This window comes from Algoriphagus faecimaris (genome assembly GCF_900101705.1).
GTDB classification, from domain to species: Bacteria; Bacteroidota; Bacteroidia; order Cytophagales; family Cyclobacteriaceae; genus Algoriphagus; species Algoriphagus faecimaris.
On record NZ_FNAC01000048.1, the window covers coordinates 1 to 15604 of the forward strand.

A 15604-nucleotide genomic window follows, 5' to 3' on the forward strand; every position below is an offset into this window, starting at 1 on the left:
TCTTTACTGTGACTTTTTGACCATGGTCAATGGTCGACAAACAACCATGGATGGACTTGCTGGAAACATCCAGTCCTACAGAATATTTTAACATAGGATTGATGGTTTTTAAAACAGGATCCCCTCTAGATCTTTACTCATCGTTATGGAACATTGAAGGAGACCTTCATGCTTGGGTACTATTCAGATTCGAAGAGGAAAAAATAAAGGTGTGCTCCCTACACCGCAGTATCAGTTGGTCTGTACTTAGTTTGCAAATCAGGCTACACCTTTATTCTGTTTTTTGATTCAGTTTAAAGATATGAGGTACTCACCCTCATATTCTAATCAATTTGAAATTGGTTCATTTTGATTTTAACCTTGAATTATAAGCAAATTACAAATTTGTAGTTATAGTAAGGTGTAGATGCAATCTACACCTAGTCCCAACCATAATTCTACTCCTACGCTAGTTCTACACTCAGATGGAGATGCCAAGAAATATTCTATTCGAGCATTCGTGGCTAAGAAAGACAGCCGATAATTCACGAATTAGTTTTTTTACCTGCCCCTGTTCGTGTCTCCACGAACAGGCATAATTTGTTTGATAAAAAAAGTGGGCAAGGTGGCCTGTGAGACACAGACCACGGCGTAGAATTCAATTCGAGCATTCGTGGCTTTCAATTTTCTATTTGCTTAGCTGAAATATAATATCTTCATTCTCCGGAAACTTAGCGAGCAAGTCTTTTCTCTCTAAAAGTTCAAAATCCCGAAAATCAAAACCGGGAGCTACTGCACAAGATACTAGAGCATAACTGTCGGCTGCATCCACTGTACTTCCAAAAATCACTTTGGCAGGAACAAGCTGCTGTGGTAAACACTGTTTTCTACCAATCGGTCCTAGGGGGAGGCGCTGATGCCCTTTTTCACCGAGCAAGTGAACCGTCAGTGTGCTACCCTCATGCCAAAACCAATGCTCATCACTTTGGATGCGATGAAAATGGGAAACATCCTCCGATCGAAGTAGAAAGTAAATCACCGTCATCAGGCTTCGCTCCCCATTGGGTGTCATTACGGTCTCTTCGGACCGGTAGGTTTCTGCATAAAAGCCACCCTCAGGATGAGGCTTCATTTTTAATTCTTCGACCAATTGGGCGATTCGCTCTTGGGTAGTCATGCAGAATAGGCTTTTTGTAAAATCGATACAATCCGATCAGCGGTTTCCCCATCCCACAGGGGGATTCCCTGATATTGCTTCCACTCCCCAGCCATGATTTTTTCCAAATAAGGTTTAAGTTTGGCTGGATCAGTCCCTACCAATTCATTGGTCCCTAGGTGAATGGTTTCTGCCCTTTCGGTATTGTCCCTGAGGGTGATGCAAGGTACATTCATGACTGAGGCTTCCTCGGTAATTCCACCAGAATCTGTGATGACGGCTTTGGCATTTTTGACGAGATAATTAAATTCCAAATAGCCTAAAGGCTCACACATGTGGAGTCTCGGGTCTTGAATTCCCAGGGCCTGTAGATTTTTGGCAGTGCGAGGATGTACGGGGAAAACAATAGGCAAGTCACCTGTCCCATCTAATATCGCTTGAATCATGGCTTTTAACTTGTGCTCCTGATCTACGTTGGCAGGACGATGCATGGTCATCACGAAATAGTTTCCCGATTCTAATCGATCAAATAATTCACCTTCCGGCTGCTGGAATCGTGGCAAGTTGGCCAATAGGGTATCGATCATCGTATTGCCTACGAAATGGATTTTATCTTCAGAGAAGCCGCTTTTCCGGAGGTTTTCATTGGCAATTTCCGAAGTAGTAAAAAAGTGATCTGTGATCGAGTCGGTGACCATTCGATTGATCTCCTCAGGCATGGTCAAGTCGCCTGATCGAATTCCACCCTCTACATGTGCTACGTCGATGCAGAGTTTTTTTGCAGTGATGGAGCAGGCAAGAGTACTTGTCACATCCCCAACTACCAGAACCAAATCACAGGGATTTTCCATCAGTTCCTTTTCAAAAGCCACCATGATGGCGGCAGTTTGCTCGGCCTGTGTGCCTCCTCCTCCCCCTAGATTGGCGTGAGGCTCGGGTATATTAAGTTGCTCAAAAAAGTCTCCCGACATCTTTTTGTCATAATGCTGCCCGGTATGGACTAGGCGAAAGTGGAGATCGGGATGGGAGGATTGTTGTCTTTGGATCGCGTGAATGATGGGTGCGATTTTCATAAAATTTGGCCGCGCTCCGGCGACAATAGTAAAAGTCGGCATGATACTGGTTTATTTTCATTCAAAAATAAGCATTCAATTTTAGTACAAAGGATAAATTGACTGAAAATGCTCCATCTGATTTAATTGGTTTTTCGTTTATTTGTAAGTGATTATAAAGAGTGAAGCGTAGATGAATTTTAGAAGCAGTAAAGGAATAGGTACTCTATTCTTATTTTTCGGTTTGATGATTGGGTCAGTCTCTTGTACAGATACACTTGAATCCACAGTGATAGTATATGAAAATGATTTTTCTGATCTGAATTTGGCTGGTTTTGAAAATGGGAAGCTCTTTATTTTTCAAAATGATACTATAGCAGGTTTCTATCACAATGATTTGGTGGCTCTAAATCTCACTGATTTGCCTTCCCATAATGTGTTAAAAATTACAACCGAAATATTAATTCATGATACATGGGATGGCAATGCGGATGATGGTAAGGCTGGCCCGGACTATTGGTATTTTGGAGTAGATAATCAGGAGGTGTTTCGGACGACTTTTTCGAATTCACCCTGTGAGTCGACCTATTGTCTGTACCAATCTTATCCCAATGATTATATCAGACAAAATCGCCCAAAAACCGGTGCAATGCAGACCAATATGCCTGGATTATGCTTTTTTGGAGCTTTTCCCAATTATACCACTCGATACAGCATTTCCAAATTGGTTTCTCATCAGAATTCCAATGTTCGGATCTTTTGGAATAGTGAATTGAGAAACGAGGGCATTCCTGACCCCGTTTGTGATGAATCTTGGTCGATAGCAAAAGTGACGGTGGAGGCACTCGTTGTGAACTGATGATGAGAATGGATACCATACAAGCTAAGCTACTGGCAGTGATGCTCTTTTTGGGGCTTACTTTTCCGGTTTTAGGACAGACTATTCCCGTGGGGATGCCTTTTCTTGATGATTATTTACGAAGAGCGCAACTAATAGGAACTATAGACTCTACTTCTTCTTGGATGATTCGTCCGCTTTATCCTACTGAGGCTTTTGGGGTAAGGCATGGTTTTGATTTGGACAGCTCAGTAGTAGACATGGACCAAAGTAGATTTCACAGGACCGTTTCCATCGATTCCAATCAAAATCTCAAGCTTTTGCTGCTGCCCGCCACTTATCGGATGCAGTTTAACTCTAATTATGCTTTCGGAGTGAATGATGGCGTAATGATCCCCAATCGAGGGATGCAGCAGGTATTTAGTATAGGTGCTTATGTGGAGTTGGGGAGGTTTTCCCTGCAGTTTCAGCCCGAATTATTGCTAGCGCAAAACAAAGATTATATCGGCTTTCCCATAGAGCATCAGGCAACAGTACTTTTTTATTACGAGTACATGAACCGCATCGATATGCCGGAGCGATTTGGGGAGTCTAGTTTCAATAAGCTGTTTTTGGGACAATCGAGTTTGAGGTATAATTTTCAAGAATACTCGATAGGCATTTCTACAGAAAATCTCTGGTGGGGACCGGGCAGGAGAAATTCCCTTTTGCTGGGTAACAATGCTCCTGGTTTTCTTCACTTTACAGCGAATACACGAAAGCCTATACAGACTAAAATCGGCTCATTTGAAGGTCAATTTGTATCCGGCTTTCTTCAGTCTACAGATTTTCTTCCTCCTCACCCGGATTATTCCATTCAGCAGAATCCCGTTTACATACCCAAGCGAGAAAATGGGAACCGCTACTTATCCGGTCTGGTATTGACCTATCAGCCGAAGTGGGTTCCCGGTTTGTTTTTGGGCTATGGATCGACGAGTCAAGTATACCGAGACGAAATTTCGGATTTTGCCGATCTATTACCGGTATTCAATGGCCGTAAAGGTCCTGAAAATGTGCATGACCCCATCCGTGATAAAAGGCAGCAGTTTAGTTCAGGGTTTTTTCGTTGGCTGAGTCAGGAGGGGCATTTTGAATTTTATGGTGAATACGGCACCCGAGGTAATAGTCGGGTGTTGGAGGATTTTATGATTACCCCCGAGAAAGGAAGGGCATTTACCTTTGGCTTTTCTCATCTGATGCCTTTAAAAAAGCCTGGACGCTATTTTCAGATTAGTTCCGAAATGACTCAAAGTGGGCAGACCATTCGGGAGGAAATCCGGCAACTCAGAACTTGGTACATTCATGATCATATTCGGCATGGATATACGCATCAAGGGCAGGTATTGGGCATAGGTAATGGTCCCGCGAGTAATCAAATATTTGTGGAGTTTGCTTGGGTAGATCGAATGAATCGGATCGGTTTTCAATTTGAACGAATCGTCTACAACAATGATTTTTATTACTACCGCTACGAGGCTTCTAAGGACTTTCGAAATAAATATGTGGATCTAGTCCCTTCTTTGGTAGCGGATTGGCGGTTTGATAATATTTTGTTGAGTGGCAGATTTCAGTACGTCAATACCCTGAATTACAAATGGTTTTTGGAAAATCAGCCGGATCAATATTTTGTACCGGGATACGATAGAAAGAACTATGTGGCTCAGTTAAGTGTGAGTTATTTATTCAAATAAGATATGAAAGCAGAAAAAGATAAAGTAGTGGCCATAAGTTATAGGCTTCGAGTGAGTGATGGGGAAAATGAGCCGGTTGCTTTTGAAGAAGTACTCGCTGATAAGCCTCACTATTTTTTGATGGGATATGAGAATATTCTCCCAAAACTCGAAGAGGTGATCGAAGGAAAAGCTGAAGGGGAGAGTTTTGAGGTGATGATAGACTTCGAAAATGCCTATGGAGATTACGATGAGTTTAAGGTAACTATCATTCCGAAGGCTAATTTTAAGGAAGAGGGAAAGAAAAACAAAGAACTACTGAAGGTAGGAAAAGTGATCCCCATGCAAGACGATAAAGGCAATCAGATGCGCGGAGAAATCACCAAAGTTGATTATCGTGGGGTTCATATGGATTTTAATCATCCACTAGCTGGGTTTGATCTTTATTTTGAAGGGAAAATAGAGTCCATCCGGGAAGCTGAAGCCGAAGAGATAGCACACGGACACGTACATGGTCCGGGTGGCCATGCCCATTGATTTTTCCATAAAATTCAAATGCCCTGTCGCGTAGATAGGGCATTTGTCGTATAGGAGGCAGAGTGAAGCTTCTTTTACTTTGATTCGGAAAAAAACAGTGATATGATCAAAACCACCATTCTTCTCAAGCGATTGGCCCTGATAGGATTTTTTATCGCTTTTATGATTTGAGCTTATTTTTTTATTGGAATGAATTTGGTGAGGTGGGGTAATTGAACCAAATTCCGATCTCTGTCTGATGGACGGAGATTTTTATTTTTTTGCCTTTCGAGTCTGCAAAGGTTGGTTGAGTTGCTCAATTGCCAATTCTTTCAAACCTGAAATCCTATTGGCAGGGTAGAGCTCGTAGGCTTTTTGTAATTGCGTCACAGCCACATCATAGGATTGTTGATTGAAGTGGGCAATGGCATCATTATAATATTGTAGACCGGCAAGTTGCTGTAGGTCTACTTTCCTAAAAATGGAATTGTCGCTGTAGTCTATGGCAGGAGTTCCTAAACGCTGATTGAGAGAGAGGTTTACATTTTGTTGATTGCCTTGATAGTTGGAAAGGTATTTTTGTACTTCTGTAGGAGAAGTAATTAAGCCTCCTATCGGTAGGGTACTTTCTAAAATAATTTCTTTGCCATCGAGTTTTGTGATAATAAAAACATGGTAATCCGTCTCAATTATTTCAAAATCGAAACCATATTGCTCAAGTAGCATAGCAAGTGTAGCCGAACCACTTACACAATCATATTTTCCTGTCTCAAGCATTTGACTAAAAGTCGCATGCTGCTCATAGGTTTTAAAAAGATACTTATGACTTTTTTCAAAAATACTTCGGAGAAGCTTCATACTCACTCCTGATTTGTTGAATTTTTTTGTTGTAGTGGAGACTAATTTCTCCCAAGATGCTATGGGAGTGCCTTCCTCTCCATGTACCGCCAAAAACAAGTAATAGGGATTGGAAGATGCTACCCCCGTTTCCCAAAGTTGCTTTTCTTCTTGAGTCTCAAAAGTCAAATCGACATAGCCTTCCTGTGACCATGCTGTTAAGCAAAAGCTCAAAAGAAATACCGATAAAAAACCTAATCTTCTCACCTGTAAGTAAAGCCAATGTTATTAATGTTATCATAAAATTAACAATTTGTTAACATTAGAAAAAATTTTTTGGCAAAACTTAATATTCGGCATCGTAATAAATTACTGATGATGATAAGGTTCTCCCCTCAAAATGGTCATTGCTCGGTATAATTGTTCGATGAAAAAAGGGCGAATCATTTGGTGAGAGAAAGTCATTTTGGAAAGAGAGAGTTTCCCATTAGCCCTGTCGTATATGGCTTCTGAAAAACCGTAAGGCCCGCCTATTACAAAAATGAGCTGCTTCAGCCCCATGTTCATTTTTTTCTGTAAGAAGGTTGAAAATTCGACAGAGGAAAAACTTTTACCGCCCTCATCCAAAAGTATAAGGTCGTCCGTTGGGTTGATTTTTTTTAAGATTAGCTCGCCTTCTTTTTCTTTTTGAGTGCTTTCAGATAAGGATTTGGTGTTTTTTAAATCTGGAATCAGCTCCATTTCAAATTTGATATAAAAATTCAGCCGTTTTGAATACTCTTCCATCAGGCTCAAAATGGCTGAATGGTCGGTCTTTCCTATGGCAATCAGTTTGATGTTCATTGTCAAATTTAGTATTTGTTGTTCATTTTCGGTAGATCCTTGCAGGGTATCTGCTTAAACTAGATGGATGAAAAACCCTGTCTAAGAGTCAGAAGCTTAGTATTCGCTATTTTTGTTGAATAAAAGTGATAAATTTTTAAACAAAATGCAGAACTACCTGTTTTTCACATATAAACCAAAAAACTCTTAACTATCATGAAAAAATTAGGAAGTATCTTAATGATTGCAATGTTTTTCGTTGCATCTGCTTTTGCACCAAGAGCTGAGAAAGTACACGAAGTAGAAGCTGATATCGTTGATTTGGCTGTAAGTACTGAATTTTTGTCTACACTAGTAGCTGCTGTGAAAGCAGGTGATTTAGTAGATGTATTGAAAGGTGATGGTCCTTTTACTGTTTTTGCGCCAACCAATGATGCTTTCGCAAAATTGCCAGCTGGAACGGTTGAAAACCTATTAAAGCCTGAGAACAAAGATCAACTAGTTGCTGTATTAACTTACCATGTCGTAGCAGGAAAAATCATGTCTTCTGACTTGAAAGATGGTCAAAAGGCAGCTACTGTGCAGGGTGGAGAAATTACAGTAACCTTGAAAGATGGTAAAGCAATGATTAACAATGCTACTGTTACCACAGCGGATATCGAAGCGGACAATGGAGTAGTACATGTGATCGATACAGTTATTTTACCAACAATGTAATTTCGATTAAACTAAAAAAAGGCTTTCGGATGAATTCGAAAGCCTTTTTTTATGTCTTGAAAATAATAGTTACTTCAAGAGCTCCTTCCTTTTAAGGATAGTTTCTACAAATTTTCTATCGTTATCAGAATTGAATATTCTAAAGGGAAGATGGATAAATTGTGCCTTTGACATGTAAAGAATAAAAGCATCTTTGCTAAGCTCGGCCTTCTTGATCATGTTCCACTGTATAGGCATTCCTTGCTTAGTGTTGATTTTCATGAGAATCTGCCTTGAGTCTATCTCATAAGCCATCTTGTCAAAGATTACCTTGTTTTGCTCCATCTGAGTCACTCCGGTGAACTGTATAGCCCAGAATAGGACATAGAGCCCGTAAGCGATTAAGGCTCCTATGATCCACCAAATAGATGCAATCCAAAAGTAACCACAAGCAATGGCTACGGCGATCAATATGACCCACCATTGTTCTTTGAGGACAGTGGCAAGTCCCATCTTAATGTAGGTTCCGGTGGGAAGTTGGTATTTCTTGGTTTTTACAATCATCACTTTACTTTTTCAGAGCGCAAATATCCATCTATCCAAGGGATAAAACAAGCTTAGAAAAATCATAGATTGTGAAGAGAATGGAAAACAATTCGGCTAAGTGATTGATTTAAAAAGTGTATTGCCTTATATTTTATAAAATTTTTGAGTATGAGCAGTTTAATGATTAATCTTTTTTTGGCGGGGTTTGCTTATGTGATCGTCATCTACTTTGTAGCGATGATGACTAAAAATGCGCTGAAAAAAGATAGACCTGATAATGATGACGGGGACGGCGGTGTAGAAAATCAAAAACCACCCAAAATTGATCTACCACCAGGAGTGGTTTGGCCCTCTGACAGTCCCGCTCGAAAGCCCACTGCTGAACCAGTAGAGGCTTAACGGCATTTGTCACAAATACCTTGTACCAAAAGGCTCATTTCCCTTTTTTCGAAACCATCGGGTAGTTTTACTGCTGGTAAGCTGATTGTTTCCAAGCAGGTAGTTTCTCCGCAAGTTTCACATTTGAAATGCACATGCTCGTGATCGTGATCATGCACCCCTTCATGTGAACAGAGCGCATATTTGGTAGCACCGCTGTCATCTAAGACTTTGTGGATGATGTCCCGTTCTAAAAAAGTATTCAAGGTTCTGTAAATGGTGACTCTGTCAAATTGATTATTGAGGCGATCTTCCAAATCACTGTGGGCCAAGGCTACCTGCTTGTTGAGGAACTCCTGCATTATCTCAATTCTACAATCTGTAATGCGAAGCTTATGAGATTTTAGTATATGAAGTGGTGTAGTCATGTCAAAGTATGAACACAAATTTAGACAATTCAGTTTTCACAAAAAAAGGCGCCCAACTCGGACGCCTTTTGTTTGATCTGAAAATTAATCAGAATTATTTAGGATCAAGAATCATATCGATTCGCTCAACCAAATCTTCTAGGTGAAGCTTAGACATACGATCTGAAGTACGACCGATAGCCGCTCTAATTTGTCTTTGCAAGGTTTTCAATTCTCCTCTTGCGATAGGTCTGATGTCTGATTGGGAAGCATTGATCTGTGGACCGGCGAATCTTCTAAATGCAGCAGGCAAACTTGGTTCATCACCAGTTAGCATGAGCTCCAGTCGCTCAATATGAGCTCTCTGAAGAGATCTACGGTGCACATCTATCGTACGGCCTCCAGCCAATTCACCCCAGATACCACTTCTTAAGTCGTCAAATAATTCAGTGATCGAGTAAGCATCGGCCCCGTTGATCGCTTCATTTTCGATGACTCTTCCTAATCTACCCCACTCAAGGATTCCATTCAAGGTGCCTACTTGTAGGACTCTGATTCTCTCTAAAGCACCAAAGTCACCTGTACGAGCAATGATATCATCATCCATAAGCCACTCAGGAGTAGCGAAAAGATTCTGATTTAAGAAAGTCACAGCAGATTTTTGAAGCTCTTTTGGATTATGTGTGTAGACTGCTTCGTCCTGACCGGATGCTTTGTACACTTCCATCACACCACCTACGTGAGTACGAACGTGACCCATGTATCTGTTAAACTGTCCTAAGACCTGTCCGTACATTTCTTCTAAATCGCTGAAGTCTTTGAACGGTTTGTCTTCTTCCGCAGTCCACTCCATAAGGTTAGGCATGATTCGCTTCAAATTGGCAATACCGTATTCGGAAGCCTTCATGGAGTTGTCACCCAAATCTTCGCTTTGAGTCGTAGGATCGTAGGAGTTGCCTTGACGACCATATCTGTACACAGGATCACCTTGTTTTTCTAGGATCCACTGGTTTAGTGTAGCCTGCTCTTCTTCTGGAGTGCTTGCATCTAGGATAGGGCGATAACCCCATGAGACGGCATATTTGTCATAAGGCCCTACATCTGGCATTAAACTTACACCCTCGTCTTCCGGCTGCGCGACATAATTAAATCTCGCGTAATCCATGATAGAAGGAGCTGTTCCCATTTCTTTGGTAAAGGCTGCATCTCTTAGCTTCTCTACGGGATAGGCATGAGAAGAAGCAAAGTTGTGAGGAAGACCTAAAGTGTGTCCTACTTCGTGAGCAGAAACAAATCGGATCAAACGACCCATTACTTCGTCCTTAAACTTTACGCTTCTAGCATCAGGGTTTACCGCTGCAGTTTGGATGAAATACCAGTTTCTAAGTAAGTTCATCACATTATGATACCACCCGATATCTGATTCTAGGATTTCACCTGATCTCGGATCAGAGACATGAGGTCCATAGGCATTTTGAATGTCTGATGCGAAGTATCTGATGACAGAATAGCGAGCATCTTCAGGACTCCAAGTTGGATCTTCTTCTGGACTAGGAGCTTCTTTGGCAATGATAGCATTTTTGAATCCAGCAGCTTCAAAAGCAGCCTGCCAGTCTTCTACGCCTTGCTTTAGGAAAGGAACCCACTGCTTTGGTGTAGCCGGGTCAATGTAGTAAACGATTGGTTTTTTAGGCTCTACAAGTTCCCCTCTTTTAAACTTCTCGATATCCTCGTCTTTCACTTCAAGTCTCCATCTGTCCAAATAGCGACGGGATTCTGCTTTCTGAGCATCTGCGCCGTAATCTACATAAGATCTGCTAAACCATCCCACACGTTGATCAGCTAGTCGCTGCATCATTGGTTCTTTAGGCAATAGAAGCATGGAAGAGTTCATTTCCAAAGTAATCAGTCCGGTAGAACTGTTGGAAGGGGGAGCTTGAGCCGCATAGGTCATCACATATCTTGCTTCGATATTGATCGGATAGGTGTGAATATGCTCAATATAGGAACGATCCGTATCCAGTCGCTGAACTCTGTATTGCGTTCTTCTATTTCGCTGAAGTCCCAGTGCAGGTACATCTTTGGCAAATAAATCTGTAGCCTCGATTACTGTCCCTGTGGAATCAGTAGGATTGGACTTTACGTCGAATCGCTGTAAAATAGGCTCCAAATTGGAGTTTTTTACAGCCATTGCGATAGGTAAAGAATCAGCAGCATAATTATCTACTGAAACTACTCTTAAGAGTACATTATCACCATTCTTCTCCCATCTCAGCATCAGGGTGTTGGTACGCTCTCCACCATAGCCTATTCCGTCTGCAGTTTTAGCGATCGTAGTGACCATCAGCATATCCCTTCCAAATAGTGAGTCAGGGATCTCGTAGAAGTATTTTTCTTCGATCTGATGAACTTTAAATAGACCATCTTTAGACTTGGCCTTGTTAGTAATCACCTCTTTGTAAGGCTTAGGGCCTTTGGCATTAGCGCCGTTTTGTGGTTTAGCTGGTGCGGTAGCAGCAGGGGTGTTTTTTGCGTCTTTTTTCTTTTTTCTTTGGGCAAAACTCTCCTCAGAATAGAACATCACGCTAAAAATCCCTACCATTAAGGTAAATCTCCTCAGAAATTTGGGTAGTGTGTTTTTCATGTGTAATCGTTTTATTTTGGAAATAAATTAACCTTCAAAATCTCGGATGAGTCACCTTTGAAACTTAATTTTTGATAGGCGGTTATTTGAACAAATTAAAGGCAATATTGTGCAAAGTAGAAAACGTGTTTTGGTTATTGGTGGAGGACTTGCAGGTCTTATTTCTTCCTGTGTTTTAGCCAAAAACGGTGTAGAAGTAGTCCTGTTTGAGAAAAAGCAGTACCCCTTTCATAGGGTTTGTGGTGAATATATCTCCAATGAAGTCATTGATTTTTTGACTCGTGAAGGTTTACTTCCTGCACATATTGATTTTCCTAAAATTGGTCAGTTTGAGTTTACTGATACCCATGGGAAAGGGAGTCGGACACCGCTGGACTTGGGAGGTTTTGGGCTCAGCAGATATGTACTTGATTATTGGCTGGTTCAAAAAGCCATGCAATTGGGTGTGACCTTACTGGAGCGATCCAATGTCATTGATGTCATTTATGATCAAACAGCAGATAAGTTCGAGCTAGAGCTAGCGGGAGGAGAGAAGTATTTGGGGGATTTTGTCATAGCTGCTCATGGCAAGCGCTCTAAGATTGACAAGGTACTTCATCGCCCTTTTATTGAAAAAAGAAGCCCCTACATTGGAGTGAAGTATCATATCAATTCCGACTTGGACCGCTCGGTGGTGGCACTTCACAATTTCGAGGGAGGCTACTGCGGAGTGAATGCCATAGAGGATCAAAAGTTTAACCTTTGCTATTTAGGCAGTCGTGAACAGTTGAGAAGCTATGGGTCTATAGATGAGATGGAAAAACATGTTTTGATGAAAAATCCGGCCTTGAATAGAATATTCAAGGAAAGTGAGTTTCTCTTTGATAAGCCTGAAGTAATCAATGAAATTAATTTTGAGCCTAAATTACCAGTGGAAAATCACCTTTTGATGGTTGGGGATGCAGCAGGTTTGATCACCCCACTTTGTGGAAATGGAATGGCCATGGCTATTCATGCGGGAAAAATCGCAGCGGAAGCAATTTTATCTCTACAAAGCAGAAAGGAAGTGGAAAAGTATTATACCCAAAACTGGAATCGTGAATTCAAAAGAAGGCTTCAAGTGGGGAGATGGACACAGCGCCTTTTTGGCTCGAAATTTTCCTCTACGATTGCCTATTACATTTTACAGAAAAGCCCTTTTTTGGCAAATCAAATTATCCGAAATACCCATGGAAAAACCTTTTAATAGGCTCCTAAAACTTGCATGATTTGGGTGTTTTCCAGAAAATAATAAATAAAGAACCCATTGAGCAAGACGGCAGAAATGGTGTTCATTCCCATTGCCCAAGAGTAATTTGCGTACTTTTCAGGATTTCTTTTGACAAAATAAAACCAAATCAAAAAGTATAAAACTACTGGCAACATGGAGGCTAAGTAAACCCAAAGGATATTTTCTTGATTCTTGCTGAGAAAAAACCAGGCGAATCCTGCCGCTGTTAGCAGAAAAAAGGATGCAGAAAAGCCAAAAGTCCCTATGATTCCCAGTTTTCTGCTTAAAGTCAAATCATTTCGTTTGGCATCCTCTTCATGCTGATAGACTTGGGTAAGTGGATAATTTGCCCAAAGCATTAAAGATGTGAGAAGGCCAGGAATCATCACATGACTTTTAAATAAAATATCCCAGCCAAAATCACTCAAACCCGCATAAGCCATCCCAAACGTGAAATAACCTTGGAAAAGTCCGGCAATCAACCAACTCAACCATGGATATTTTTTGATGCGCACCAGCGGATGGCTGTAGGCCATACTGACTAGGCCGTAGAGGGTCACCATACTCGCAAAGGCCAGGTTGATTTTGATCGATAAAACGATCGCAATCATGAAAAATACCAAAGAGAGCCAATACAGGTCCTTGGTCACTTTAGGAGGGTTTTTTATTCCACCAATGCTTTTCTCATCCTTGTCAAAATAGCTGTTGTATCCGTTGCTCGAGGGATAAAGAAAGAGATGTAGAATCATAAAAACCAGTAATAAGCGCTCCTCATTGAGGTTTGGGGTGAAAGCCAATGCAAAGAGAAAAACTGGAAGTAAAAACAGAGAAAAGGGAATCCGAAGGTGCTTTAGGCTGGAGCGGGTGATCATATTTTTGACAGAATGAATAAATAACCTTATGAAGGTAGCGTGGTTTACTTCCTAATCATCTAATTTAGAAATAATCCCTTAACTTGATCAAATGAATTCCAGCATAATTAGCATAGGCTTGGCCAATCCCGGTAAACCGATTCCACAGCAAGCCATTGCTGGGTTTATGAAGAAGGCACATGGTCTGGATGAGGTAGAGGGCCGAAAGCTAAATTTTCTCTATCGAAAATCGGGCATCGATTCCAGACACAGCGTGTTGGAGGATTTTGATAAAAGTCACCCTAAGGATTTTACATTTTTCCCTACAAGTGAAGATTTGGAGCCATTTCCCAGCACCAATGCGAGAATGAATGTTTTTGCAGAAGCAGCACCCAAGCTTGGGATAGAAGCAGTAAATGACTGTCTTGGCAAAGCGAATATCAAACCAGACGAAATCTCGCATTTGATTCTGGTTTCCTGTACAGGCATGACTGCTCCGGGAGTCGAACTGGTACTGATGCAGGAGTTGGGTTTGGCAGACTCGGTAGAGCGCTATTGTGTGCATTTTATGGGATGTTATGCGGCTTTTACGGGGCTAAAGCTTGCAGATAAAATTGTACGAGCTGATCCAGACTCCAAGGTCCTTTTGGTCAGTATCGAACTTTGCACCATTCACTTTCAGAAAGAATATGTCGAAGATCACATTTTAGCCAATTCACTTTTTGCGGATGGCGCTGCGGCTGCTTTGATCACAGGGGACAATCAGGGATTAAAAATCAGATCCTATCTCAGTCATCTCCTTCGTGGCGGGGCACAAGATATGGCTTGGTCCATCGGTGACTTTGGCTTTGAGATGCGCCTGAGTAAATACATTCCCTCCCTTCTTGAAAACGGTATTCATGATTTAAAACAGATTTTTGAGCAGTACTTTAACCTGTCAAAAGTCAAAAATTATGCGATTCATCCGGGTGGGAAACAGATTTTGAGCAAAGTGCAAGAATCATTTGGCTTGGATGAAGGGGTGAATAGTCATGCTTTGGAGGTATTGCGTAATTTTGGCAATATGTCCTCTGCCACTATTTTATTTGTACTTGCCAGAATGATGGAGGATCCTCAAATTGAGGGGGATATTTTAGCGATGGGCTTTGGTCCTGGTTTGACTTTGGAAACCTTGCTTTTGGAGAAATCATGAGTCTTTTTTCTCAGCGGAGTCAGCAAAAGGAATTGATGGATGATCTCGATTGCTCCGGAGAAGTCCTGGAGCAGACCCTCAAAGAGCTAAAAACTATCAATAAATGGCTTGGGGGAAATACTGTCACGACCAAGGGCTTGGCAAAAATTTTTAAATTGTATCCACAACCTAGCTATGATATAGCTGATGTAGGCTGCGGAGGAGGAGATATGATAAGAGTGATGGACGATTGGGCCATCAAATCAAAAAAGAATGTCAATTTCACCGGAATCGATGCCAATCGGAACATTATTGACCTTGCTTCAGTTAGGTTAGCTGATAAAGCTCCTATCCGTTGGCTTGTGCAGAATGTATTTTCGAAGGAGTTTATCGAAGGAAAAGTTGATGTTTTGACCTGCACGCTTTTTACTCACCATTTCACCGATGGGGAGTTAGTTGATCTTTTAACCGCATTTCGGCAAAAAGCACGGTTGGGAATTGTAATCAATGATCTGCATCGACATCCTTTGGCATACTACAGTATCAAATGGCTCACCAAGTTATTTAGCAATTCTAGGATGGTCCAAAATGATGCTCCTTTATCGGTTTTAAGGAGCTTCTCCCGAGCGGATTGGGAAAGAATTCTAGATGAAGCGAATATCAAGAATTATACGATTCGTTGGTTTTGGGCCTTTCGATGGCAGCTCGTCATCATTTTCTGAGAGACACCTTAATCTATCACAAATAAAAACA

Annotated in this window: 16 protein-coding genes; 8 read left to right on the plus strand and 8 right to left on the minus strand. The window is 41.2% G+C overall.

Annotated elements, in window-relative coordinates; translation table 11 throughout:
* Nucleotides 1-667: 667 nt before the first annotated feature.
* Together BLQ57_RS18305 and wecB are read right to left on the minus strand one after the other, a co-directional pair.
* Complete coding sequence (locus BLQ57_RS18305; protein ID WP_087941093.1) at nt 668-1156, minus strand: cupin domain-containing protein; 489 nt, start codon at nt 1154-1156, stop codon at nt 668-670.
* Nucleotides 1153-2250, minus strand: a complete 1098-nt coding sequence (gene wecB / locus BLQ57_RS18310; RefSeq protein ID WP_087941092.1) for a non-hydrolyzing UDP-N-acetylglucosamine 2-epimerase — start codon at nt 2248-2250, stop codon at nt 1153-1155. The genes BLQ57_RS18305 and wecB overlap by 4 nt, the downstream gene beginning before the upstream one ends.
* 130 nt (nt 2251-2380) lie before the next feature.
* Between wecB and BLQ57_RS18315 the strand changes: the two genes are divergently transcribed.
* Genes BLQ57_RS18315 through BLQ57_RS18325 form a run of 3 tightly spaced genes read left to right on the plus strand, consistent with a single transcriptional unit; the run spans nt 2381 to nt 5271 of the window.
* Entirely contained in the window at nt 2381-3046 is a 666-nt protein-coding gene (locus BLQ57_RS18315; RefSeq protein ID WP_087941091.1) for a hypothetical protein, read from the plus strand.
* Nucleotides 3001-4755 carry a capsule assembly Wzi family protein gene (locus BLQ57_RS18320; RefSeq protein ID WP_317042240.1) on the plus strand — a complete coding sequence of 585 codons (1755 nt, stop codon included), beginning with the start codon at nt 3001-3003 and terminating at the stop codon, nt 4753-4755. Before BLQ57_RS18315 ends, BLQ57_RS18320 begins: the two co-directional genes overlap by 46 nt.
* Before the next feature lie 3 nt (nt 4756-4758).
* Nucleotides 4759-5271 (plus strand): FKBP-type peptidyl-prolyl cis-trans isomerase, encoded by a 513-nt coding sequence (locus tag BLQ57_RS18325; RefSeq protein WP_087941090.1) that lies wholly within the window; start codon nt 4759-4761, stop codon nt 5269-5271.
* 252 nt (nt 5272-5523) lie between these two features.
* On the opposite strand, the gene BLQ57_RS18330 is transcribed toward BLQ57_RS18325, so the two are convergent.
* Entirely contained in the window at nt 5524-6321 is a 798-nt protein-coding gene (locus BLQ57_RS18330; protein WP_139162807.1) for a hypothetical protein, read from the minus strand.
* Nucleotides 6322-6456: 135 nt separating this feature from the next.
* Nucleotides 6457-6930, minus strand: coding sequence for a 23S rRNA (pseudouridine(1915)-N(3))-methyltransferase RlmH (gene rlmH / locus BLQ57_RS18335; RefSeq protein WP_087941088.1), 474 nt, complete (start codon nt 6928-6930; stop codon nt 6457-6459).
* A 195-nt stretch (nt 6931-7125) separates the two neighbouring features.
* Between rlmH and BLQ57_RS18340 the strand changes: the two genes are divergently transcribed.
* Nucleotides 7126-7626: a fasciclin domain-containing protein gene (locus BLQ57_RS18340; RefSeq protein ID WP_087941087.1), complete on the plus strand. Its 501-nt coding sequence runs from the start codon at nt 7126-7128 to the stop codon at nt 7624-7626.
* A 69-nt stretch (nt 7627-7695) separates the two neighbouring features.
* Here the strand turns inward: BLQ57_RS18340 and BLQ57_RS18345 are convergent, their stop codons facing one another.
* Nucleotides 7696-8169: a YcxB family protein gene (locus tag BLQ57_RS18345; protein WP_087941086.1), complete on the minus strand. Its 474-nt coding sequence runs from the start codon at nt 8167-8169 to the stop codon at nt 7696-7698.
* A 150-nt stretch (nt 8170-8319) separates the two neighbouring features.
* On the opposite strand from BLQ57_RS18345, the gene BLQ57_RS18350 reads away from it, so the two are divergent.
* Nucleotides 8320-8550, plus strand: coding sequence for a hypothetical protein (locus BLQ57_RS18350; RefSeq protein WP_087941085.1), 231 nt, complete (start codon nt 8320-8322; stop codon nt 8548-8550).
* Here BLQ57_RS18350 and BLQ57_RS18355 read toward each other — a convergent pair.
* Both BLQ57_RS18355 and BLQ57_RS18360 read right to left on the minus strand, forming a co-directional pair.
* On the minus strand, nt 8547-8957 hold the full coding sequence (locus BLQ57_RS18355) for a Fur family transcriptional regulator (RefSeq protein WP_087941084.1): 411 nt from the start codon (nt 8955-8957) through the stop codon (nt 8547-8549). The two genes, BLQ57_RS18350 and BLQ57_RS18355, sit on opposite strands and share 4 nt — an antisense overlap.
* Before the next feature lie 94 nt (nt 8958-9051).
* Complete coding sequence (locus tag BLQ57_RS18360; RefSeq protein WP_240507868.1) at nt 9052-11580, minus strand: zinc-dependent metalloprotease; 2529 nt, start codon at nt 11578-11580, stop codon at nt 9052-9054.
* 109 nt (nt 11581-11689) lie between these two features.
* On the opposite strand from BLQ57_RS18360, the gene BLQ57_RS18365 reads away from it, so the two are divergent.
* Nucleotides 11690-12805: an NAD(P)/FAD-dependent oxidoreductase gene (locus BLQ57_RS18365; RefSeq protein WP_317042241.1), complete on the plus strand. Its 1116-nt coding sequence runs from the start codon at nt 11690-11692 to the stop codon at nt 12803-12805.
* On the opposite strand, the gene BLQ57_RS18370 is transcribed toward BLQ57_RS18365, so the two are convergent.
* Entirely contained in the window at nt 12802-13701 is a 900-nt protein-coding gene (locus tag BLQ57_RS18370) for a UbiA family prenyltransferase (RefSeq protein WP_087941082.1), read from the minus strand. The two genes, BLQ57_RS18365 and BLQ57_RS18370, sit on opposite strands and share 4 nt — an antisense overlap.
* A gap of 91 nt (nt 13702-13792) precedes the next feature.
* Between BLQ57_RS18370 and BLQ57_RS18375 the strand changes: the two genes are divergently transcribed.
* Nucleotides 13793-14872 (plus strand): type III polyketide synthase, encoded by a 1080-nt coding sequence (locus tag BLQ57_RS18375; protein WP_087941081.1) that lies wholly within the window; start codon nt 13793-13795, stop codon nt 14870-14872.
* Nucleotides 14869-15573 (plus strand): methyltransferase domain-containing protein, encoded by a 705-nt coding sequence (locus BLQ57_RS18380; RefSeq protein ID WP_087941080.1) that lies wholly within the window; start codon nt 14869-14871, stop codon nt 15571-15573. The genes BLQ57_RS18375 and BLQ57_RS18380 overlap by 4 nt, the downstream gene beginning before the upstream one ends.
* Nucleotides 15574-15604 lie beyond the last annotated feature (31 nt).